We start from the raw sequence: 22,673 nt of genomic DNA, 5'->3' as shown, positions 1-22,673 counted from the left end.
ATGATTTCCTACGATACCATTAGAAAGTATAACGAAACGTTCAATAATCCAACCTTACATCCGCTGATAAGTATAGTAGATTTGAACAAGTCGAATTTGATTAGGAGAAGTAAGTTTTTGCTAAATTTTTATGCTATCATCATAAAAGATAGCAAGTGTGGAGATTTGAGATATGGATTAAAATATTATGATTATGATGAGGGTACGGTTGTTTTTTTTGCTCCCGAACAAATCGTTACGAATGAACCAGAAGGTGAATTACATCAGCCTTATGGCATGGCGTTAATCTTTCATCGTGACATTTTAAAAGGCACTTCATTAGCCAAACAAATGAACGATTACTCTTTTTTTAGCTATAAATCAAACGAAGCGTTGCATCTTTCAGAAAAAGAACGAGAAACTGTTAATATATGTTTTTCTAATATTGAGGCTGAAATCAAACAAAATATTGATAAGCATAGCAAAAAAATTATAGTCGCTAATCTTGAATTATTATTAAAATACTTTCAACGATTTTATGACCGTCAATTCATCACCAGAGAAAATGTAGGGCATTCAATCATTGAGCAATTTAATGAAATGCTCATCAATTATCTCTCAAGCGAAAAACTTCAAAAAATTGGCATACCATCGGTTGCGTACTTTGCAGATGAACTCAGTCTATCTCACAATTATTTTGGGGATTTAGTAAAAAAAGAAACTGGAAAAACAGCTTTAGAGTACATCCAACTAAAACATTTAGACCTGATTAAAGAAAGGTTATTTGAGAAAGATAGGTCAATTAGTGAAATTGCATGTGAACTTGGTTTTAAATATCCACAGCATTTTACACGCTATTTCAAGCAAAAATTTGGAATGACACCTCATGAATATAGAAATTTAAATTGAAAAGGTTAACAACATTATTACAAGATAATTTAGATCAATAATGAAAACATACATTTTAATATTATTTTGAAAACCTTTCCAGTTGACGCAAAGCCGATAATGGCGTGTTTTGGTATTTTTTAGGCACCATTTGCAAATTCATTTTTTTGCGGTAATGGACAAAAGTAATCGGAAAATGCCTTTTGATTTAGAAATTTAATATTCTCTTTAATAAAAAAAATGGCCACAAAAAAAGATATTTTCGAAAGAATGCAAATTGGTGAAATCATTTCCTTTGATGACCCAGAGTATTCAAAAATTATGGAAGCGGTTTCATTGACTAAAAAGTTTGTTGTTGAATTAAATAATGCCACAGAAGATGAAAAAATCAGAGAACTGTTAAGTAAAATAATTGGAGCAGAAATAGATAAAACTACTACTGTTTTTACTCCTTTTCATACAAATTTTGGTCGATATATTAAGTTTGGAAAAAATATATTCATCAATCACGATTGTACATTTCTTGATTTAGGTAGTATTACCATTGAAGATGATGTAATGATTGCACCTAAAGTGAGTCTTATTACAGAAAGTCATCCTACCGCACCTTCAGAGCGTAAAGCACTATTATTAAAACCAATACTTATCAAACGAAATGCTTGGATTGGAGCCAGTGCAACAATTTTACCAGGAGTAACGATCGGAGAAAACTCAGTGGTAGCAGCAGGTTCGGTAGTAACCAAAGATGTGCCAGACAATACAGTTGTTGCTGGTATTCCTGCCAAAATTATTAAGAATCTATCAGGTTTAATGGATGAAGTTAATTAATTAAATGTTACAAATATGAAACAAACATTTATATCTCTTCCAATTGTATTTGCAATAATACTTTGTTTGGCATTTTGTGGAAAGAATAATGCTAATTTAGATGATATTAAAATCGAAAGAAATATGATAACAAATATAAACATCAAAATTGGCGAAAAATCTTTCAAAGCCACGCTATCAAATAACTCAACCACATTTGAGTTCACTAAACTTTTACCTTTGACACTTAAAATGAATGAACTTAATGCCAATGAAAAGTATGCACAACTACCAAAAAGCCTTTTAACCAACGCCTCTGTTCCTGCAAGTATTCAATCTGGTGACCTCATGTTGTATGGTTCAAATACACTGGTTCTTTTTTATAAAAGCTTTTCCACTTCCTATAGTTATACGAAAATCGGCAAAATAGATGATGCCACTGGGCTTGCATCTGCACTCGGAACAGGAAATGTTACAATTTCATTTGAATCGATAGACAAATAAAAGTTCGTAAAAGGACTATTTCCAAAAAGAATTAAAAATAAAGATATAAGTCAATTTCTATCGGAGTCTTTCTAAGAAGTAAAGACTCCACCACGTTTTTCCTCCCCATAAATAATCGCCCTTAAATAATCGTAACATTTCTTTAATCTACTAAAAACAATGGAAATTGTTTTAATACAATAGCCATTTCTATGGCTAAAACTATGGCATTTCTATAAAATTTTCCTCTCAAATTCAAGTAGAAATAATTCAATTATTTATGAAAATAATTACAAAAATTCACACTGTTCAAATTTGGAAGTTTTGCAAATAGACTAACTGTACCTTCGCCGAGATTAATATTATATACATTCAACATTCGAGAATTGGTTACTCTAATTCTGGATGTATTTATTTTAAACCTACCCAATATTTCTAAATCCCCATCAGAAATATACCTAACTCAACATAAATATGAAAATAAAAGACTACTGGTACACCATAAGCATCATTCTCCTTGTAATTATTGGGTATAATTTCCCTGATACATTCAATAGTATCGCAGGTATTAAACTTAATACATTTATTAAACCATTTTTGCAGGTAATCATGCTAGGAATGGGAGCAACAATGACATTCAATGATTTTGTTGAAATATTCAAATCACCACGAAAAGTAATTATTGGACTCGTTTGCCAGTTTACAATTATGCCACTTTTAGGCTTTTTTCTCTCACGAATATTCTACTTTCCAGCTGAAATTGCTGCCGGTATCATCTTAATTGGTTGTAGTCCAAGTGGTTTGGCTTCAAATGTCATGGCATTGATGGCGAAAGCAAATGTGGCACTTTCTATCACTATCACTACAATGGCCACGTTGCTTGCTCCAGTACTTACTCCTTTTCTGATGAAAGTATTAGGAGGAAGCTTGATTGAAGTAGATTTCTGGAAAATGTTATGGGATATGGCACAGTTGGTCATTATTCCGATTGTGATAGGTTTGGCGGTTAATAAGATTTTCCCTGCATTTATAAAGAAAATCATTACTTTTTTGCCTGTCTTTTCGATGTTAGGGATTGCCTATATCATTTTAGTTGTAACAGCCAGTGGTGCAGCTTCGCTCAAATCTGTGGGTATAATTTTAATCATTGTGGTAATTGTACATAATGTGTTTGGTTATTTTTTAGGGTACTTTTCGGCAAAACTTTTAAAACTTAATGAAGCTGATGCAAGAGCAGTTGCATTAGAAGTTGGTATGCAAAATGCAGGTTTGGCTTCAGCATTAGCCAATGAGATGGGGAAAATTGCAACTGTAGGATTGGCATCAGCAATTTTTGGCCCAACAATGAACGTAACAGGCTCATTATTAGCCAATTATTGGAGTAAAAAGCAAAATATTCAAGAATAATAATTTAAGTACAAACATAAAAACTATTCATAAATCCTTTCTTAGCTAACTAAACTATAATTCAATGAAGAAATTCTTACTTGTAACAACACTCATTTTATTCGGTTCCAGCTTGTATGCTCAACAAATTTCAAAAGAATATTTACTGCATCTCACTCGTGAGTGGAAAGGGGAACGATTTGCTGATGGCCGACCAAAAGTTCCTGATGCCATTCTGAATCGCATGAAAAAAGTTACGCACGAAGAAGCTTGGGCAGTTTTGCGAAATAAAAACTATCGCCATCAATACGAAGGAAACTGGCAAACTATCAACCCCGATAGTGTGATGGTAGGACGAGCCGTAACCGCCATTTTTATGCCAGGCAGACCCGACATTCAAACTGCAATTGATGATAAAGGGACAAAACAAGATGGTCGTCTGAAAGCTCAAAATACTTGGGTGATTGAAACGCTTGTAAAAAGAGATGTGTACGTAGTTGACCAATTTAATGCTTACGAAGATGGGCCAACGATTGGCGATAATCTTGGCAATGCCATTTTTAACCGTACAGGCAACGGTATCGTTTATGAAGGAGCGATTCGAGATTTAAGTGGATTACGCGAGATTGGAGGTTTTACTTCATTTTTTAGAAGCTATCACCCGAGCCATCATTTAAACTCGCCTAATCAACCTGGTGGATTAAACACTACTTTGGTTGGAATCAATCAACCAACCAAAATCGGTAATGCCATATGTATGCCTGGAGATGTAGTACTTGGTCGTGAAGGTGGAGTTATTTTCATCCCACCTCATTTGGCAGAAGAAGTGGTAAAATCTTCAGAAGTGGTTCGTTTGAGAGATCAATTCAGTCATCAACGTCTCAAAGAGGGCAAATATACCACAGGTCAAATTGATACTCGTTGGTCGGCAGATATTGAAAAAGACTTTTCTCAATGGCTCAAAGACCATATCAATGAATTACCAGTTGCTCCCGAACAAATTCAAGAAATTTTGAAGGAAAGAACATGGTAAGTAGTATGACGATTTAGGTTGAAGATATCGAACTTTAAAATACTGATTATCAATTAATTACAAATTTTTAGTTTATTTTAATTCTATATTAGAATTCGATTTACTCGTCATTTTAGGATTTCAAACAATATTTATTCAATCAATCGAGGTTATCCTCATAATCAGCTAATACAAGTGAACAGAAGAAATTTTTTCCAAAAAGCAGCGATTGGCTCTGCGATGGCTGCCAGTCCATTCGCAAGTTTTGGTAGCGAATATGAAAACGCCATTTTCAAAGCTCCTAAAAGCTCTGCACCTTCAAACTTAAAAATCACCGATATTAAGGCAGGATATATTCGTGGTGGACATAGTCTATTTGTAAAAATCTATACAAATCAAGATATAGTTGGACATGGAGAAGGTGTTGATGCTACCCCGGGAACATACCATCTTGTTAAAAATTTAGGAAACAGAATCAAAGGACAAAATCCGCTAAATGTCAACCGTCTATTTGAGTCAATTAGAAAATCGGGCTTCTTTGAAGGAGCACAGTCGGGTATGTTTGTTTCTGTGCTTACAGCCATTGAAACTGCTCTTTGGGATGTGGCAGGAAAAGCATTAGGTGTACCTGTCTATCAACTTTTAGGTGGCAAATTTCGTGATACGATAAGAGTTTACATGGATACAGCTCTTTATCAGAATCAATTGCCAAAACCAGAAGATTTTGCCAAAGCTGCCCGAGAAGCCGTTGATATGGGTTTTTCAGCAGTGAAATTTGATTTAGACCAAGCCAATGACCCAAACAAATATGACCGTTTTAATTGGACTGCCAGCCCAGCCGAAATACAACGGATGTATGATCAAATGGCTGCTGCAAGAAAAGAGGTAGGGCCAAACATTGATATTTGTGCTGATATGCACGGTCGCTACGATGCGGTAACTGGTGAAAAAGCTGCTAAAATATTAGAACCACTCAATTTAATGTGGTTGGAAGAACCGATTCCTGCAGAAAATACTGATGCTTACAAAAAAATTACTGCTTCTACCTCAACACCTATTTGTGCAGGAGAAAACCATTATTTAGCTTACGGGTTCAGGCCTCTGCTCGAAAGTGGGGCAGTTGATATTATCATGCCTGACTTACAAAAATGCGGAGGCTTGGGCGAAGGTCAGCGAATTGCTAATCTGGCAAACCTTTATTATGTACCTTTTGCTCCACACATGGTTGCCTCTTATCTTGGGGCAATGGCCTGTGCCCATGTATGTGCTTCTGTCCCTAACTTTATGATTATGGAATGGCAAATTTACTTCCATAAAGACCCAATGTTTAAAGAAATCGTAACGTTTCAAGGCGATATGGTTGAAAAAAATGGTTTCATCAAAGTAAGAGATGTACCTGGAATTGGTGTTGAAATCAACGAGGAAGGTATGAAGAAGTATGCAACTCCAGGTGTACCATTTTTTGAATAATACAATTTCATTTTCAAAAAAGCTATACAAATTGCCCAACTTTTTTGTCTTTTTTATGCGATTTCTTAATTTTTTTAACTTATCAATGAAAATTTATAATACTTCACTTGGCCCTTGTATTGAAAACAATGGCAATTTTTTTTCTGTTAAAAATTACAACTTTGACACTTTAGTAAATCAACCTAATCTTTATGATTTTCTTGAAAAATATGTCACAGAAACAAAGCCAATCGAAAACTTTGATTTAGAAACCTGCCTCCTCCCTCCTATCGTTTCCCAAGAAATTTGGGCTTCGGGAGTCACCTATTTGAGAAGTAAAACTGCCAGAATGGAAGAATCAAAAGATGCAGGTGGTGGCGATTTTTACGACAGAGTTTACTCGGCCGAAAGGCCTGAAATATTTTTTAAAGCTACCGCAGCCAGAACCGTAGGTCATAATGAAAATATAAAAATTAGAAGAGACTCTAAATGGAATGTTCCAGAACCAGAATTGACGCTTTTTGTAAATTCATCAGGTGAAATTGCAGGTTATACAGTAGGAAACGATGTTAGCTCACGTGATATTGAAGGAGAAAATCCTCTTTATTTACCACAGGCAAAGTCGTACGATAAAAGTGCCGCTATTGGACCAGGAATACTTATCCTGAAAGAACCTATTTCAAAAGAAACTGAAATTTTACTCAAAATAGAACGAGCTGGTGAAACTATTTTTTCGCAATCAACTCGGCTGACACAAATGAAAAGAGAATTGCCAGAATTAGTAAAATATCTAACCTTTGATTGTACTTTTAAATTTGGTTGTTTCTTGATGACTGGAACTGGAATTGTGCCACCTGATAGCTTTTCATTAATCAAAAACGACACTGTTCATATAACAATTGAAAGTATTGGAACACTTAGCAATACTGTGGAATAATAAATACAGATTAGGTTGGTCAAATAACTTTTGAAAAAACTTGAAAGTTCAAAAGTTAATTAACCAACCTAATTTTCTATTGTAATCAAAATGAAGTCATCCAAACTTACTGTTTAGCCAAATCATACAATTGTTATGATTTTATTATATCAGATAAAAATGGCTGATTATAATAACGTTTTCCAGTAGTTTTAAACAAAGCATTGGCAACAGCCCCGAACACTGGTGGGAATGGTGGCTCTCCAAGTCCTGTTGGATCAATGTCATTTTCTACAAAATGAATATCAATCTTCTTAGGAGCTTCATTATGGCGAATCATACGATAATTATGGAAGTTATTCTGCTCGGCAGCACCATCTTTGTGCGTCAAAGCCCCATAAAATGATTGGCCAATACCATCAACTACTGCACCTTGCACCATATTTCGGGCAGCATCTGGGTTTACAACCACACCACAATCAACAGCACTCGTTACTTGTTCAACATAAGGTTGTCCATCTCTCATCACCATATCAACCACATGACCAGCATAAGAAGCATGACAGAAATAAGCGGCTACACCTCGTTTTTTGCCAGCATTTTCGGGTTTGCCCCAACCTGATTTTTCTTTTAACAATTCTAACACACCTATATATCTACTGGCATCATAATCATTATTCTTACCTATTGGATTTTCTTTGGCTTTTTTCAATAAATCAAGGCGGAAAGCGATTGGGTCTTTTCCCATTGCTTCGGCCACTTCATCCAAAAACGATTGTTCAGCGGCGGCATTAAAGTTTGAACGTGGAGCTCTAAATGCACCGATGGTGATATTAGAAGGTATCTCCCAACCTTCTGCTAAATAATTCTCAACTGCCCCTGCTGGGAAACGATTGGCATGAACAGGGTTTTCAGGAATACCACCACCTTTTACATGAAAACCAATCAGATTTTTATTGGCATCGAGTGCTGCACGATAGGTTGCAGTGTACATCGGACGGTAAATTCCGTAGGTCATATCGTCTTCACGGGTGTATATCAACTTTACTGGAGCTTTCAGTTTTTGTGAGATACGAGCAGCTTCATACACATACCAACCGTAAGCTCTACGACCAAAACCACCACCCATTCTTGTCATCTGAATTTCAATTTTATCAGCAGGTAAGTTTAGGAGTTTGACAAGGGTAGGCTCCATCCAACCAGGTGCTTGTAATGGTCCAGCCACCAAAGCTTTATCATCTTGCACATGGGCAAAGAAGTTCATTGGCTCCATTGTATTATGTGCCAAAAATGGAGCATTATAAGTACGTTCTATAATCTGAGCGGCATTTTTGAATGCAGCTTCTGGGTCGCCGTCTTTTCTTAACTGCTGAGCTGGCTTTTTAGCGTATTCAGCCATCATTTCAAATTGAGCACTTGTCGTTTCTAATCTACCTGGCACGGTAACTTCTCGCTTTCCGCCTCTCCCGCTCATGGTATCTTTTATATCACCAGTTGGTTCCCAATTTACAATGAGTTTCTTGCGAGCATTCATTACTTCCCAAGTTGAATTTCCAACAACCACTAACAATTCATTGAACGAACGAGTATCAAAGCCCCCTTGCTCAAAACCATCATCATATAATTTAAAACTAAAAACATCTTTGATACCAGGCATTTTTTTAGCGTCGGTGGCATCAAAAGATTTTAACTTCATACCAAATGCAGGTGGATGTTGAATCATGGCAATCAACATGCCATCTACTCGGTAATCCATTCCAAAAAGGGGCTTGCCAGTAACAACTTTCAATCCTTCTGAATTTTTCTTTGAATTTCTTACAATCGAAAAATCTTTAGGAGCTTTCAACTTCACATCTTTCGGAACAGCAATGGTAGCTGCTTTGGCAGACATTTCGCCATATTTTGCCGATTTACCACTTGAATGCGATAAAACACCTGTTTTAGTAATGATTTCGTTTGCAGGAACACCCCAAGTTTGAGCTGCTGCCTCGATAAGCATTTTTCGAGCCGCTGCTCCTGCATTTCTTAAAGGTTTCCAGTACATTCTTATTGAATTACTTCCACCTGTGAATTGTGGGCCGTATTTCACGTTGTCGTGTGTACCCATTTCAACTACTACATTTTTCCAATCACAATCTAATTCTTCTGCCACCATCATTGGTAGTGATGTCATTACATTTTGTCCAAATTCTGGGTTTGGACAAAGAATTTTAATAACATTATCAGGAGTAATTTTGATGTATGCTGCTAATTCGGACCATTGTTCGGGAAGGTTCAATTGGGCGACTTTCTCGGTAGCTTTTGCTTCCGAAAACCAACTAAAACTAAGCATCAGTCCGCCTCCTGCCAATGCAGAAGACCTTAAAAAATCTCTTCTACTTTGTGATTTTATATTTTCCATAGTCTTTTCTTATTTAGCGTTTGATGTTTTGGCAGCTGTTTTGATTGCTTCTTTAATTCTCAAATATGTTCCACAACGACAGATATTCCCACTCATGGCGTTGTCAATATCCTCATCTGTTGGTTTTGGATTACTTTTGAGTAAAGCCGTTGCCGACATGATTTGTCCACCTTGACAATAACCACATTGAGCAACATCATGTTCTAACCATGCTTTTTGAACTGGATGTGTACCATTTTCAGAAAGCCCTTCGATAGTAGTAATGGAGGATTTTCCAATAGCTGAAACAGGCAACACACATGATCGTGTGGCATTTCCATCTAAATGAATTGTGCAAGCACCACATTGAGCCATACCACAGCCAAACTTAGTGCCTGGCATATTAAGGTGGTCACGTAAAACCCAAAGAATCGGAGTTGATGGGTCAACATCTACTTGTTGAGTTTTTCCGTTTATTTTTAAAGAATATTTTGCCATAATGTTGTATTTTAAGATTTAACAAAAATATATGAATAAACCAGTGATAAATAATGTTTTTCAAATGAAAACTTACGAATTTCAAACATTTAATAATTTGTAAACTACAAACTTTCGCCAAAAGGCTGATTGTAAAACCGCTTGCCAGTAGCTTTGTATAAGGCATTTGCTAAAGCAGCATATACAGGTGGATATGCTGGCTCGCCCATACCCGAAGGATCAATGGTGTTTTCTACAAAGTGTATTTCAATTTGTTTAGGTGCTTCATTGTGGCGAATCATGCGATAATTATGAAAATTACTCGCATCAGGCACGCCTTTCGTAAAAGCCATTTTTCCGTACATAGATGCTCCAACAGCATCAACGATGCCCCCTTCTGCCATGTTTTTGGCCGCCCCTGGATTAATAACAATGCCACAATCAATGGCACACCAAACTTTGTTGATAATTGGCGAGCCTTCTTTTATTTCTAAATCAAGTACGTGGGCAGCATAAGAATCATGACAGAAATAGGCAGAAAATCCTAATTTTTTGGTGGTTTTTATGGTTTCCCAATTTGATTTTTCCTTAACTAACTCCAAGACTTTTGCAAAACGTTCGGGTTCATATTCATTATTTTTGCCTACTGGTTTTTCGTTGGCACGTTTTAATAATTCCAAACGAAAAGCGATTGGGTCTTTGCCTGCTGCTTCAGCAACTTCATCCAAAAACGATTGTTCGGCCGCTGCCATAAAATTAGAGCGTGGAGCTCTATATGAACCAACCGTGATATTTGAATCAATCGTAAAATCTTCAGCCAAATAATTATCAACTGCTCCTGCAGGAAAACGATTGGGATATAGAGGTGATTCGGGCGTACCACCTGCTTTTACATGAAAACCAATCAAATTATTATTAGCATCAAGAGCCGCTCGATAATGAGCGGAATAGGTAGAGCGATAAATACCCGAGGTCATATCATCTTCACGGGTATAAATGAGCTTTACTGGTGCTTTCACTTTTTGCGAAATCAATGCGGCTTCAATCAACCAATGTGCGTAAGAACGACGACCAAAACCGCCACCCAAGCGAGTCATTTTAATATCAATTTTTTCCAAAGGCATTCCCAGACGAGCAGAAAGGGCTTGTTCGGTAAATTCGGGTTTCTGCAATGGTCCCGAAAGCTCAGCTTTTTCATCGGTTACATGAGCAAAGAAGTTCATGGGTTCCATACAATTATGAACCAAAAATGGTGCATTGTAGGTACGTTCGATGGTTTTTGCTGCATTTTTGAAAGCAGCTTCTATATCTCCATCTTTCCGACGAACCGTAGCAGGTTGTGCCATTCTTTCAGCCAGCTTTGCTTTATGTTCGATCGAGTCTTCTAAACCAGCAGGGATTTTCTCTACCATTTTTCGACCTAACATATTACGATTTTGGGTATAGCTTTCGATAGGTTGCCAAGAAATTTGTAAAGCTTTTTTTGCTTGCATTACTTCCCACGTGCTGTTACCTACTAATGCCACTACTTCATTAAAAGTTGTGGTATCAAAAAACGTTTTTTCATAGCCATCATTGAAAATTTTGATTGGAAAAATATCTTTTACGCCTTTCATCTTCTTTACCGTTGCGTCATTGACAACTGATTTGAATTTCAGACCAAAAGCAGGTGGATGCACTATCATAGCAATGAGCATTCCTTCTTTTTTAGTATCAATACCAAATAATGGTTTGCCAGTTACTATTTTTTCTAAATCAATATTTCGTTTGCTTTTTCCTACTATTTTGAAATCCTTGACGTTTTTCAATTTCACATCTTTCGGAACAGGAATTTGTGCCGCAGCAGTAGCCATATCGCCATATTTGGCTGTTTTTCCAGACTTTTTATGATACAAAATTCCCAATTCGGTACTTATTTCTTCTACGGGGACATTCCATGTTTTGGCAGCGGCTTCACATAACATTTGGCGAGCAGTAGCACCCGCCGTGCGAAGGATTTGCCAACCTTGATGAATAGCCTGACTACCACCAATAAATTGTCGGGTAAAATGTTTGGTGTCTAAATCTGCTTGTTCAATGACGATTTTAGAAAAATCAACGTCCAATTCTTCTGCTACAATCATCGGCATAGCGGTTTTTACACCTTGTCCACCCTCTGGATTGGGTGACATAATTTTGATGATATTATCGGCAGTAATTTTGACGAAGCCGTTTAATTCGTTGAAGCCCGAAGAGTCGTTCGTGAGGGCACGAACAACGGCATCAATTTCATCAATATTTTCAATTGTCTTTCCAAACGTTTTAAAGCTTGATAAGAAACTAATGCCAAGCATAAAACCACCTCCAGAAAGGGCGGATGCTTTAAGAAATGAACGACGGCTTTGACTCTCCATATTTTATTAATTTTTTAAGTAAATATAGAAAAATTCACCTAAAATTAATAGGAACTTTCCGATATAAAATTGTTATTTCTTTATCTGATGCGTATCTCTCACACTACTGAATGTCAAGGCCAGCATTTTCCAATCTTTCTTTTGTTTTTGATAAACTTCCGTTACTGTGAATTCGGTTTTGGCTTCTGTACCTCTTAACATGGCGATGAGCGTAATTCTATTCCAAACGATGGCTGTTTCGCCAGAAAGTTCGATGGCAGTATCATGCACTTGGGCCTCTTTATACCAAATGCTACCTGTTTTGATAATTTCGAGTTCTTCGTCCGTTTTCCAAGTGCCGCTCATGTGAACAAACTTAGCTTTGGCATCAAATAAGTCTTTGAGTTTATCTACGTTTTTATCGGCCATCCATTGCCATTTGTGTTTTGATATTTGCAAAACAGTCTGTTCGTCTTTTGATGATTGAGCGAAAGCTGAAATAGAACAAAAAAGTATTAAGACTAAAAATTTGATGTTTGTTTTCATTAATGGTTTTGTTTTTTTGAAGCACAAATTTCTGTCAACTTTCTTGCTTTGTTAGTATAAAAATTACTGCTTTTTCTACCATTTTTACTGATATGAATAAAGGCATATGAAAGAACCATTAAATTTGTTTTAGGATTCTACTACAAACAGGGATTTTCAACAAAAACTGATATGGAAAAAATTGTAAACTTAGATAGTGTCAATGAATATAATACTGCCAACAACAACAAAACGCTACATCCTTTGGTCAGTGTGATTGACTACTCAAAGGCAAGTCTGAGAGATTGGGGTGATGTAGATACAATTAAATTTCAATATGGATTGTATAGCATTTTTCTGAAAGATGTCAAATGTGGCGATTTGAAATACGGCCGTCATTACTATGATTATCAGGCTGGTACGTTGGTGTTTTTTGCTCCTGGGCAAGTCGCTGAAATGGAAAATCCAAGAGTTACATATCAACCGATGGGTTATGGATTGGTTTTTCATGCCGACTTTCTAAGAGGTACAACGCTTGGAAAGAATATACAGGATTACAAGTTTTTTAATTACCAAACCCACGAAGCCCTTCATTTATCTGACGATGAAAGGCAAATGGTTATGGATTGCTTTGCCAAAATTGAATTTGAACTAAAACAGCCCATTGATAAGCATAGTAAGAAGCTTATTGCCTCAAATATAGAACTATTTCTAAATTATTGTGAGCGATTTTATGACCGCCAGTTTATTACAAGAGAGGTGGCTCACAAAGGCATTTTAGAAAAATTTGAAGATTTATTGAACACCTATTTTTCATCAGATAAACCCCATATCATTGGTTTGCCTTCGGTGGCTTATTTTGCTGATGAACTCCATTTATCGGCTAATTACTTTGGTGACTTGATAAAAAAAGAGACAGGACAATCGGCCAAAGATTATATTCAAAATAAAACTATTGAAGTAGCGAAAAATAAGGTATTTGAGAATGATAAAACGGTTAATGAAATAGCGTACGAATTGGGTTTTAAATATCCTCAACATTTTACGAGATTATTTAAACAGCGTGTAGGTGTTTCGCCAAATGAATACAAAAACTTGAACTAAATATGCAGACAGTTAAATTAAATAATGGCATCGAAATGCCAATTTTGGGCTTTGGAGTATTCCAAATTCCTGATGCCAATGAATGCGAAAAAGTTGTGATTGATGCCATCGAAGTGGGGTATCGTTTGATAGATACAGCGGCATCCTATATGAATGAACAAGCCGTAGGCAATGCTATCAAAAATAGTGGAATTGAGCGGAAAGAATTATTTATTACAACCAAGCTTTGGGTGCAAGATAATGGTTATGACAATACAAAAAAAGCGTTTCAAAAATCACTCGACCGCTTGCAACTCGACTATTTGGATTTATATCTCATTCATCAGCCCTATGGCGATGTTTTCGGTTCGTGGCGTGCAATGGAAGAATTATATGAAGCAGGAAAAGTACGAGCGATTGGCGTTTCAAACTTTCAAGCAGACCGTGTAATGGATTTGATGATGTTCAATAAAATACCTCCAGTCGTCAATCAAGTAGAAACGCACCCTTTTAACCAACAGATTGATAATCAAGTTTTTCTACAAGAAAACAATGTTCAAATTGAATCTTGGGGACCATTTGCTGAAGGTAAAAACGATATTTTTAAGAATGAATTATTGGTTTCGTTGGCCACAAAATACGATAAAAGTGTCTCTCAAATTATCTTGAGATGGCTTACCCAACGTGTTGTAGTTGTGATTCCAAAATCAGTCCGTAAAGAAAGAATGGCAGAAAACTTTAACATTTTTGACTTTGAAATCGAAGCCAAAGATATGGCAATCATCAAAACACTTGATACCAAAACCAGTCTTTTCTTTGACCATCGCAATCCTGAAATTATTAAGTGGATGGCAACAAGAAAATTAGACATTTAAATGTTTACTTTACGAATGTACTAATTTTAGAATTAGTGCATCCGTATATAGGTTATCTAAACAACTTAGGGGCAAAATCGGCTAAATAAATTCGCCAGAGCTTCCAAATATGTCCTTCGTCTGTTTCTAAATATTCATATTTCATGCCCAAATCATCTAATTTTTTCCTAAAATCAACATTATTTTGGTACAGAAAATCATCTTTTCCGATGGCGATATAATACAATTTCAGCCTGTTTTCTTTTTGTATTTTTAACGTAGCATCAATATTGCTATAAACCTTTCCAGTCGCATCTTCACGAGGCATCAAAGCAGCCGAAAAAAGTCCAACATAATCAAAAGTATTTGGAAAATATCTGCTTATGTGCATGCTATGAAAACCACCCATCGAAAGCCCTGCAATGGCACGATTCTGTTTATCAGCTTTCACTCGGAAAGTCTTCTCGATATAGTTTACGATGTCCAAAAAATTGGCTTCATATTCGCCGTTCATTGAACGGGGTAATAAGAACTCAGGCTTGTAAAAACCATCTTTTCCTTGCCCGTAGCCACCATCTTGAACCACATTTCCGTTGGGCATTACTACAATCATTGGTTTCGCTTTTCCTTGTGCAATCAAATTATCCATAATCTGAATAACACGGCCATGTGCCGACCACGAATCCTCATCTCCACCTGCTCCATGCAATAAATACAACACAGGGAGTTTTTCAGTCGATTGCTCATAACCCGCTGGTGTATAGACTGTTAGCCTTCTATTCATTTTCAACCCAGAAGACGGATACCAACAATGTGTCACCGAACCATGAGGTGTTTCATTTGTTCTATATAAATCGGCACGTCCATTTCCAACAATAAAAATATTCGTCAAAGATGCTGAATTACGAAGGGCATAGGGGTTATTAGGGTCATTTGTTCTAATTCCATCAACAATAAACGAATAGCTGTACAATTCTGATTCAAGTGGTTTTGAAGTGTATGTCCAAAGTCCATTATTACCTTTGATCAAATTAGTTGCACCTGGTCCATCTTGTAAGCCAAAACGTGTTTTTACTTTTACTGGTGGCAGAAAATCTGAAGTAATTTGCACACTATCAGCTTTGGGAGCTAAAAAACGGAACGTCACTGTGCCATCAGCATTTACTTGCGGAGAAATGACATTTTCTAATTCTTTCGGAATTTCCTGTGCAAATACAGTTTTTAAACCAATAAAAAGTATAAATAATAGGTAAGTCTGCTTTCTTTTCATGTTTATATTCGAATGGTTGCCACGAATAGATATGCCGAAGTAGCATATATTCGTGGCAAATGTAAAATTATAGCTCTTTCTTCTTCAAAGCCTTCACTGCAAAATCTGCCGCTCGGGCAGTAAGTGCCATGTAAGTAATTGATGGATTTACACACGAAGAAGATGCCATTGCAGCTCCATCAGTAACAAATACATTTTTGCAATCATGTACTTGGTTGAAAGCATTTAAAACCGACGTTTTAGGGTCACGTCCCATGCGAGCAGTTCCCATATCATGGATTCCTAAACCCATGTGGGTTGGTCGGTCATAAGGCACCACATTTTTAAAACCTGCTGTTTCGAGCATCTCAACTGCTGATGTAATAATATCTTTACGCATTGCCCAATCGTTTTCAACAAATGCAGCATCAGTAACTATCATCGGAATCCCCCATTTATCTTTCTTCTCTGAATCAAGATAAATTCTATTGTTAGAATTAGGCAAAATTTCACCAAAACCTCCAATACTGATAGTCCATGGGCCAGGTTTTGTTAAGCCTTGCTTGAAATCAGCACCAAAACCATCGGCACTTACTCCCCTATTCCAACTTTCTCGGCTGGCACCTCCTTGATAACCAAAACCTCTAAGATAGGCTTGTTGCCTATCGTTACCCCAATTCCGGAAACGTGGAATATACATGGCATTAGGGCGTTGTCCGTAAACATAATCATCTTCAAAACCTTCTACCATCGCCGTTGCCCCAGAACCTAATTGGTGATCCATTAAATTTCTACCCACTTGGTCGCTATCGTTGCCAAATCCATTCTGAAAACGATTCGATTTTGAATTAAGCATTAATGCCGCAGTATTGATAGACCCTGCATTTAAAAAGATAATTTTAGCAAAATAATCCTCAGTCTGCATTGTATTCTGATTAATAATACGAACACCTGAAGCTCTTTTTTTCTTCTCATCGTAAATGATTTCGGCCACTATCGAATCATGCAAAATACTCAAACGGTTGGTTCGCATTGCCGCAGGAATTGACCCCGATAATGAACTATAATAACCGCCATAAGGACACCCTCTTTGACATTTATTACGATATTGACACGATGCCCGACCTAAAGAAGTATGAATATCTTGGGGTTGCGTAAGATTTGCTACTCGACCGACCGTCACAGGGCGGTTAAATTTTTCAAACATTTTATTTTTGAAATGGGCTTCGGGAGCAAATAGCGGCATTGCTGGTAAAAAATGCCCATCAGGCAATACATCCCAACCTTCTTTTTGTCCGCTTACTCCAACAAACTTCTCAACATGGGTGTACCAAGATTCTAAATCTTCATATCTGATTGGCCAATCAATACCTATTCCTTCTTTAGCGTTAGCTTCAAAATCCTGTTTATTCCAGCGATACGATTGACGTCCCCAGTGCATTGATTTCCCACCTGTGTGATAGGCACGGATCCAATCAAAAGGTCGTTTTTCAATGTAAGGATTTTCTTTATCGTTTGTCAGATGATTGACTACCTCTTCGCTGCCCAATCCCCAAAAACGGCTATTTGCCCATCTTTCTTCGGCAGAAACGTGTGTTGTTCTTCCTCGGTGTGCAATATCCCAAGGTTCTTTCATTGCAGTATCATAATCTTGAACGTGTTTTATTTCATGACCACGTTCAATCATCAACACTTTTAGGCCTCTTTCTGTAAGTTCTTTTGCCGCAAAACCACCAGACATACCCGAACCTACCACTATTGCATCAAAAGTGTTATTTTTACTTGCTTTTATATTCAGATTCATGTTTTTTCGATTATTTATAGGTTGATTTTCACACATTAAACTTAATTATCCACTCATCTATTAAAAAATGGACTTTTGATAAATATTTAATATGCGTACGATTTTTGGTTAGGTTTTAACTTGATTAGTTCGAGTTTTCCAGGAACTTGAACATATTCAAACGAAGCTTTTATACCAGCTTCCGAAGTAAAATAACCAAGTAAAGTAAGTTCTTTTATTAATCGCCAAAATGGTGTTGTTTTTCCTGTATTCTTTTTGGTTTCTTGTTCTAACAATTTCAGTACTCCTCTTCTTTCATCGTTATTTAATTCCAAAAAAAGCACCTGCTCCATAGAAGCCAAGCCATCTGTGAAACTTTGATGTTCGGGTGCTTTATAACAATCTCTCAGCATCATTTCGATGAACGCAGGCACACCTACATCTTTTGCTCCAACCGTATTGGTTTTGGGAATGATTAATTCGGCAATTTCAGCGACAATCTTTTGTTGAGTTTCGGTTAAGTTGAAAGCCGCTAAGTTGGAATTGGGTTTTGTAGCATTTTCCCAATGATCCATTGCCATGAGTGTGGGTGCAGAGAACGCACCACCAAACATCAAGGCTACATTTTTTATGACCTCTCTTCTGTTCATTTTTTAGGATTGAATAATTTATGGAAACAAATATATTTATTCAATCTTATATTTCACTCATGTGACCAAAATTTATTCGTGTAAAACAAACACTTAAAAAGTAGTAGAGGGTTTTGTATTTTTCAAGGGTCAAATTTTTAGATGAAAGGAGAATCAAAGGCGATTAATCTTAAAAAAATAAAGTTTCTATCTCAGCTTCTTATACTTATTATTGATATTATATACCAAGCCAATGCTCCACAAAAAATCTTTACCAACAATCTCCGTTTTGATTGCTTTACTTGCAATTGCATTAAGAGAAACTGGAAAATTCTTTTTATATAAGTTGAGTGTCATGTTTGCATAAATGCCATCTTTATTGTCCATTTTCAGGTAATATACTTGGGGAATAGCACTAAAAGAAAGCACTTTAGTGATTTTTATATTATTGATGGCAGCTCTGGCAGCCAGAAATGTAGTGTTTTGTACAATATCTTTTGTAAGTCCTTTAGAACCTAAATAATATAAACTCAAACTTGTGTTTTTGTTGATCAAGTAAGTAGGTGATACCTCCCATGCAAAATATCGTTGAGCGGCTAAGAAATTTCTCTGAATACCATTTTCAACAACCGAAATATCTCTGAAAACTACCGAAGGATGAGCCCCCAAGCTAAGCGTAAATTTCTTTTGCTGAATAAGTTTGTATCTCCACCAAAAAACAAAAGTCCAAGGTTTCCCATTCATACCAAACCTAATCATAGGGTCAAAACTCAATCGACCTTTTCCGATATTTAAATCGAACAAAACCGCAGGTTTTCCCAATGAAAATGAGGGTATTAGTGAAACGCCATTATTAGTAGCTGTAATTTGCCCCCTCAAAAAACTTTGTGTTTGAGTACTATCAGTAGTTTGTGAGAAAGCATTATTAAAAGAAAATAATATACAAATAAGAAGGGTTAATTTTTTCATTGAAAAGAAACTTTTTTGTTAGCTGCAAAATTCTCTACTTTTTTCATGTTTCTACTTACCTATTTTACAGCATTATTTACCATTTTTACCGAAAATCAAACAGATATAAAAATGACTCATAGATTTATCTTATTTTTGGATGAATAGCATTTAGAAATGATGGAAAAAATCGAAAAACTAAGCAGTGTTACACAGTTTAATTCTCGTAGAGGGCAAGAAACCTTGCATCCTTTGGTAAGTGTGCTTGACCAGTCACAATCAACTAAAATTAAAGCCAATAAATATCTTTCAGAGCTTTATATTATTTTTTTGAAAGATGTCAAATGTGAAGAATTATCTTATGGTCGTAATCAGTACGATTATCAAGAAGAAACACTCATTTTTATTGCACCCGAACAGGTTTTTGGGTTTAATTTACCTGATGAAATTTGGGTACAACCCAGCGGTTGGGCATTGGCATTTCATCCCGATTTTATTCGTGGTACATCCTTAGGGCGAACGATCAAAGAATATGGTTTCTTTTCTTATGATGTCAATGAAGCTTTGCATGTTTCTGAGCGTGAAAGACAAATTGTATTAGACTGTTTCAAAAAAATAAAAGAAGAAATTGAGCGAGGAATAGATAAACATAGCAAAACACTAATAATCAGCAATTTAGAGTTATTCCTAAACTATTGTGTACGTTTCTTCGACCGACAGTTTATTACTCGTGAAAATATCAACAAGGATATTTTAGTGCGATTTGAGCAATTACTCAATGACTATTTTGAATCGAATCTGCCACAAATTGTAGGTTTGCCTACTGTTGCGTATTGTGCCGAAAAAATGAACCTTTCGGCCAATTATTTTGGAGATTTGGTAAAGAAAGAAACTGGTAAATCGGCCTTAGAATATATCCAAACCAAAATAATTGAGATTGCCAAAGAAAAGTTTTTCGACCCCAACAAGACTATCAGCGAAATCGCTTACGAAATGGGTTATAAATATCCGCAGCATTTTACAAGACTCTTTAAACAACGAGTAGGTGTTTCACCAAATGAGTACAAGAACTTGAACTAAAATGTTTCTTTATCAATCCGTTTTTTGACAACCAAAAATCCTGAGATTATCAGGCGTTTAGTAGCACAGAAATTGGTTATTTGATTACTTTTCAGAAGAACTTTATTTGATATTTCCTCCTACATTCAAACCACTCGGTACTGTTTTTGGCATTGACCTATCAAATTTTTCATCTGTTAGAGCTTCAATAAAAGCCTTAATTGCTGTTCTTGAAGTGTTATTTGGTCTTAAAATAGTGGCAAGTGGGTCAATTTTCGTATTTGGGACATTAGGATTTCTTGATTTTGAGTTTAAAATTAAATTGTAAAAATCAAATACTTCGTCCAATGTTTTAAATACCCCACTGTGCATGTAAGGTGCTGTCAATTTTACATTTCGTAAGCTCATGGTACGAAACGCATAAGTACCATTGCTACCATTATCAGACTCAATTGCCTTGGGATTATCAGGTACGGAAAGGACATGTAATTTATAATCAGAAAACATATTTCCAGTATGGCATCTTCCACAACCATTTATCTGAAAAAAACTCATACCTTGAATCTGTAAATCTGTCATAGCAGCTATTTCGCCACGCATATAGCGGTCGTATGGAGCATTCATCGCTGTCAATGATCGTTCAAAAGCCGCAATAGCCTTAGCAAGATTTGAAGATGTGATAGATTGTTGCTGCCCACTAAAAATGGTTGCAAATAAAGTGCGATATTCCTTGATATTCTTAATTCGAGCCAGAACACTATCAATAGCCAAGTCTTCTGGATAAGTATCAGCACGCATTTCTACGCTTGATTTAATAGGTATCAAGGCTTGTTCTTCCAAACTTTTCGCTCTTGAGTCCCAAAACATCGGGGCATTGGTAGAATCATACTTGCCATTTTCATCCATACCATTGAAAGCAGTATTGAGTATGGTCTGAGATTTCCTTTTAGTGAATGTCGATATGAGAAAATGTCTATTAGGACCTAAACCAATTCCATCTACACCGATCGATAAATCACGTCCGTCAGCATAAGCAAAATCAGGATGATGACAAGTGGCACAAGCAACATCTTTTTTGCCTGATAATATTGGGTCATAAAAAAGTAATTTCCCTAAATACTGAATCGTCACTGATGAATTATTATCAGAATTATCTATAACAGTCGGTTGAATAATTACTTCTTTCTCTTTTTTACAAGCAAAAAAAACTGATAGCGAAAAACAAACTAAAACAAATACTAAAAGTATTTTTTTCATAAAACTATTAAAATAATCAGCAATTTAATTCTTTTGTTTTTTCGTCTGTGATAAAGCATGCAAATTTATTAAATTTACACTAAATGAAGAATATTAATAAGGGTTCAAAAAAAATCGTACGAAATACTACATTCCAATTATTGATAGGTAACTTTGGCTTCGTGGGTTTTATTAGAAATATCTCTGATGATTTTATCTAACTCGTTTGCTGAGCTAAGTAGGTTAGTCATAAATTCCTGCTTTTCTTGCTCTGTCAAAGAATCATCAGTCATCAAATCAATTACCCCCATCATTCTTGCTAATGGAGCTCGTACAATATGGGATTGCATCCAAGCGATTTCTTGGAGTTTTGTGTTTTGTTTCTCTATGGCAATAATGTATTCACGTATTTTAGTAACATCATTCACTACAACGATTTCAGATTTCTTTCCCTTAAAAATAATATTATTTCGTTTTAATTCTACTTGTATAATCTCGCCATCTTTCTTTTGATGTTGACTATTTTCACTTATTTCAGCTAATTCTTGATTTAAATTAAGACTATTCATGCTGATTACTTTTGGCAAAATGTCTGTCATCTTCATTGTTAAGAACTCATTTCTGCTGTAGCCATAGTGTTCGATTGCTGCTGCATTGACATCTTGAAATTGTAAAGATTCAGCATCATAAACCCACATCGGTTGTGGGCTCAAGTGAAACAAATCGCTGTATCTTTTCTCTGATTCTTCCAGTTCTAACTCTTTTCTTTTTCTTTCAATCGTATAAAGAATATTTTTGTAGAGAGATGAAGCTGTAATATCATCTTTCAATAAATAATCAGCTACACCTAAAGACATAGATTTGATACCAAATTCTATATCTGAATATCCAGTCAATACAATTACAGGTATTCCTTCAGACATTGAAATAATTTCTAAAATCAACTCTTCTCCATTTTTATCTGGCAATGACAAATCCAAAAGAATTATATCAAAACTATTTGATTTATTGTCAAAAACTATTTTTGCCTCCAAAAAACTCTTCGCATGAATAACATTAAGATCAACAATCTGTTCTTCCAGATAATCGTTTATCAATATAAAGTCACCAATGTTATCTTCAATAACCAGTACTGTATGGATTTTCAGGTCCTCCATT

20 protein-coding genes are annotated in these 22,673 nt (G+C 36.0%); 10 read left to right on the top strand and 10 right to left on the bottom strand.

Annotation, left to right across the window (positions count from 1 at the left end; translation table 11 throughout):
* The 7 genes from ACQUQZ_RS09655 to ACQUQZ_RS09625 all read left to right on the top strand — a co-directional run bounded on the left by ACQUQZ_RS09655 (position 1) and on the right by ACQUQZ_RS09625 (position 6,941).
* Positions 1–888 (top strand): helix-turn-helix domain-containing protein, encoded by an 888-nt coding sequence (locus tag ACQUQZ_RS09655; protein WP_435354677.1) that lies wholly within the window; start codon positions 1–3, stop codon positions 886–888.
* Positions 889–1,107: 219 nt separating this feature from the next.
* On the top strand, positions 1,108–1,695 hold the full coding sequence (locus ACQUQZ_RS09650) for a sugar O-acetyltransferase (RefSeq protein WP_435354675.1): 588 nt from the start codon (positions 1,108–1,110) through the stop codon (positions 1,693–1,695).
* 15 nt (positions 1,696–1,710) lie between these two features.
* Positions 1,711–2,178 (top strand): cyclophilin-like fold protein, encoded by a 468-nt coding sequence (locus ACQUQZ_RS09645; RefSeq protein WP_435354674.1) that lies wholly within the window; start codon positions 1,711–1,713, stop codon positions 2,176–2,178.
* Between the two features lie 453 nt (positions 2,179–2,631).
* The gene (locus tag ACQUQZ_RS09640; RefSeq protein ID WP_435354673.1) at positions 2,632–3,564 is read left to right on the top strand and encodes a bile acid:sodium symporter family protein; all 933 of its coding nucleotides are present in this window, start codon (positions 2,632–2,634) and stop codon (positions 3,562–3,564) included.
* Between the two features lie 64 nt (positions 3,565–3,628).
* On the top strand, positions 3,629–4,576 hold the full coding sequence (locus ACQUQZ_RS09635) for an RraA family protein (protein ID WP_435354672.1): 948 nt from the start codon (positions 3,629–3,631) through the stop codon (positions 4,574–4,576).
* Between the two features lie 219 nt (positions 4,577–4,795).
* Entirely contained in the window at positions 4,796–6,025 is a 1,230-nt protein-coding gene (locus ACQUQZ_RS09630; protein ID WP_435357647.1) for a mandelate racemase/muconate lactonizing enzyme family protein, read from the top strand.
* Positions 6,026–6,110: 85 nt separating this feature from the next.
* Positions 6,111–6,941, top strand: a complete 831-nt coding sequence (locus ACQUQZ_RS09625) for a fumarylacetoacetate hydrolase family protein (protein WP_435354671.1) — start codon at positions 6,111–6,113, stop codon at positions 6,939–6,941.
* Between the two features lie 133 nt (positions 6,942–7,074).
* On the opposite strand, the gene ACQUQZ_RS09620 is transcribed toward ACQUQZ_RS09625, so the two are convergent.
* From ACQUQZ_RS09620 to ACQUQZ_RS09605, 4 genes are all read right to left on the bottom strand, one after another.
* Complete coding sequence (locus ACQUQZ_RS09620) at positions 7,075–9,321, bottom strand: molybdopterin cofactor-binding domain-containing protein (RefSeq protein WP_435354670.1); 2,247 nt, start codon at positions 9,319–9,321, stop codon at positions 7,075–7,077.
* A gap of 9 nt (positions 9,322–9,330) precedes the next feature.
* A complete protein-coding gene (locus ACQUQZ_RS09615) occupies positions 9,331–9,798 on the bottom strand; it encodes a (2Fe-2S)-binding protein (RefSeq protein WP_435354669.1) in 468 nt (155 codons plus the stop codon).
* 104 nt (positions 9,799–9,902) lie between these two features.
* Entirely contained in the window at positions 9,903–12,170 is a 2,268-nt protein-coding gene (locus ACQUQZ_RS09610) for a molybdopterin cofactor-binding domain-containing protein (protein ID WP_435354668.1), read from the bottom strand.
* 72 nt (positions 12,171–12,242) lie between these two features.
* Complete coding sequence (locus ACQUQZ_RS09605; protein WP_435354667.1) at positions 12,243–12,695, bottom strand: nuclear transport factor 2 family protein; 453 nt, start codon at positions 12,693–12,695, stop codon at positions 12,243–12,245.
* A 171-nt stretch (positions 12,696–12,866) separates the two neighbouring features.
* Here ACQUQZ_RS09605 and ACQUQZ_RS09600 point away from each other — a divergent pair, with 171 nt between their 5' ends.
* Positions 12,867–13,778 carry a helix-turn-helix domain-containing protein gene (locus ACQUQZ_RS09600; protein WP_435354666.1) on the top strand — a complete coding sequence of 304 codons (912 nt, stop codon included), beginning with the start codon at positions 12,867–12,869 and terminating at the stop codon, positions 13,776–13,778.
* A 2-nt stretch (positions 13,779–13,780) separates the two neighbouring features.
* The gene (locus tag ACQUQZ_RS09595; protein WP_435354665.1) at positions 13,781–14,632 is read left to right on the top strand and encodes an aldo/keto reductase; all 852 of its coding nucleotides are present in this window, start codon (positions 13,781–13,783) and stop codon (positions 14,630–14,632) included.
* 52 nt (positions 14,633–14,684) lie between these two features.
* Here the strand turns inward: ACQUQZ_RS09595 and ACQUQZ_RS09590 are convergent, their stop codons facing one another.
* The 4 genes from ACQUQZ_RS09590 to ACQUQZ_RS09575 form a co-directional block, all read right to left on the bottom strand.
* Positions 14,685–15,881 (bottom strand): esterase, encoded by a 1,197-nt coding sequence (locus ACQUQZ_RS09590; protein ID WP_435354664.1) that lies wholly within the window; start codon positions 15,879–15,881, stop codon positions 14,685–14,687.
* 67 nt (positions 15,882–15,948) lie between these two features.
* Positions 15,949–17,664: a GMC oxidoreductase gene (locus ACQUQZ_RS09585; protein ID WP_435354663.1), complete on the bottom strand. Its 1,716-nt coding sequence runs from the start codon at positions 17,662–17,664 to the stop codon at positions 15,949–15,951.
* Positions 17,665–17,750: 86 nt separating this feature from the next.
* A complete protein-coding gene (locus ACQUQZ_RS09580; RefSeq protein ID WP_435354662.1) occupies positions 17,751–18,293 on the bottom strand; it encodes a gluconate 2-dehydrogenase subunit 3 family protein in 543 nt (180 codons plus the stop codon).
* Positions 18,294–18,479: 186 nt separating this feature from the next.
* Positions 18,480–19,241 carry a hypothetical protein gene (locus ACQUQZ_RS09575; protein ID WP_435354661.1) on the bottom strand — a complete coding sequence of 254 codons (762 nt, stop codon included), beginning with the start codon at positions 19,239–19,241 and terminating at the stop codon, positions 18,480–18,482.
* A gap of 159 nt (positions 19,242–19,400) precedes the next feature.
* Between ACQUQZ_RS09575 and ACQUQZ_RS09570 the strand changes: the two genes are divergently transcribed.
* Complete coding sequence (locus ACQUQZ_RS09570; RefSeq protein ID WP_435354660.1) at positions 19,401–20,300, top strand: helix-turn-helix domain-containing protein; 900 nt, start codon at positions 19,401–19,403, stop codon at positions 20,298–20,300.
* Between the two features lie 102 nt (positions 20,301–20,402).
* On the opposite strand, the gene ACQUQZ_RS09565 is transcribed toward ACQUQZ_RS09570, so the two are convergent.
* A complete protein-coding gene (locus ACQUQZ_RS09565) occupies positions 20,403–21,536 on the bottom strand; it encodes a cytochrome-c peroxidase (protein ID WP_435354659.1) in 1,134 nt (377 codons plus the stop codon).
* A 137-nt stretch (positions 21,537–21,673) separates the two neighbouring features.
* Positions 21,674–22,672: a response regulator gene (locus tag ACQUQZ_RS09560; RefSeq protein ID WP_435354658.1), complete on the bottom strand. Its 999-nt coding sequence runs from the start codon at positions 22,670–22,672 to the stop codon at positions 21,674–21,676.
* Position 22,673: the final 1 nt, after the last annotated feature.

This window comes from Emticicia sp. SJ17W-69, assembly GCF_051209875.1.
In the GTDB taxonomy this organism is placed as follows: domain Bacteria; phylum Bacteroidota; class Bacteroidia; order Cytophagales; family Spirosomataceae; genus Emticicia.
The sequence above is the reverse complement of the archived record's forward strand: the minus strand, read 5'-3'. Positions and strand labels throughout refer to the sequence as shown.

Bases quoted from the DNA above. Each gene is read 5' to 3' on its own strand.
- ACQUQZ_RS09565 (WP_435354659.1), bottom strand. From the start codon at position 21,536: ATGAAAAAAATACTTTTAGTATTTGTTTTAGTTTGTTTTTCGCTATCA.
- ACQUQZ_RS09615 (WP_435354669.1), bottom strand. From the start codon at position 9,798: ATGGCAAAATATTCTTTAAAAATAAACGGAAAAACTCAACAAGTAGAT.
- ACQUQZ_RS09585 (WP_435354663.1), bottom strand. From the start codon at position 17,664: ATGAATCTGAATATAAAAGCAAGTAAAAATAACACTTTTGATGCAATA.
- ACQUQZ_RS09610 (WP_435354668.1), bottom strand. From the start codon at position 12,170: ATGGAGAGTCAAAGCCGTCGTTCATTTCTTAAAGCATCCGCCCTTTCT.
- ACQUQZ_RS09645 (WP_435354674.1), top strand. From the start codon at position 1,711: ATGAAACAAACATTTATATCTCTTCCAATTGTATTTGCAATAATACTT.
- ACQUQZ_RS09650 (WP_435354675.1), top strand. From the start codon at position 1,108: ATGGCCACAAAAAAAGATATTTTCGAAAGAATGCAAATTGGTGAAATC.
- ACQUQZ_RS09625 (WP_435354671.1), top strand. From the start codon at position 6,111: ATGAAAATTTATAATACTTCACTTGGCCCTTGTATTGAAAACAATGGC.
- ACQUQZ_RS09570 (WP_435354660.1), top strand. From the start codon at position 19,401: ATGGAAAAAATCGAAAAACTAAGCAGTGTTACACAGTTTAATTCTCGT.
- ACQUQZ_RS09590 (WP_435354664.1), bottom strand. From the start codon at position 15,881: ATGAAAAGAAAGCAGACTTACCTATTATTTATACTTTTTATTGGTTTA.
- ACQUQZ_RS09655 (WP_435354677.1), top strand. From the start codon at position 1: ATGATTTCCTACGATACCATTAGAAAGTATAACGAAACGTTCAATAAT.
- ACQUQZ_RS09635 (WP_435354672.1), top strand. From the start codon at position 3,629: ATGAAGAAATTCTTACTTGTAACAACACTCATTTTATTCGGTTCCAGC.
- ACQUQZ_RS09630 (WP_435357647.1), top strand. From the start codon at position 4,796: ATGGCTGCCAGTCCATTCGCAAGTTTTGGTAGCGAATATGAAAACGCC.
- ACQUQZ_RS09600 (WP_435354666.1), top strand. From the start codon at position 12,867: ATGGAAAAAATTGTAAACTTAGATAGTGTCAATGAATATAATACTGCC.
- ACQUQZ_RS09575 (WP_435354661.1), bottom strand. From the start codon at position 19,241: ATGAAAAAATTAACCCTTCTTATTTGTATATTATTTTCTTTTAATAAT.
- ACQUQZ_RS09580 (WP_435354662.1), bottom strand. From the start codon at position 18,293: ATGAACAGAAGAGAGGTCATAAAAAATGTAGCCTTGATGTTTGGTGGT.
- ACQUQZ_RS09560 (WP_435354658.1), bottom strand. From the start codon at position 22,672: ATGGAGGACCTGAAAATCCATACAGTACTGGTTATTGAAGATAACATT.
- ACQUQZ_RS09595 (WP_435354665.1), top strand. From the start codon at position 13,781: ATGCAGACAGTTAAATTAAATAATGGCATCGAAATGCCAATTTTGGGC.
- ACQUQZ_RS09620 (WP_435354670.1), bottom strand. From the start codon at position 9,321: ATGGAAAATATAAAATCACAAAGTAGAAGAGATTTTTTAAGGTCTTCT.
- ACQUQZ_RS09605 (WP_435354667.1), bottom strand. From the start codon at position 12,695: ATGAAAACAAACATCAAATTTTTAGTCTTAATACTTTTTTGTTCTATT.
- ACQUQZ_RS09640 (WP_435354673.1), top strand. From the start codon at position 2,632: ATGAAAATAAAAGACTACTGGTACACCATAAGCATCATTCTCCTTGTA.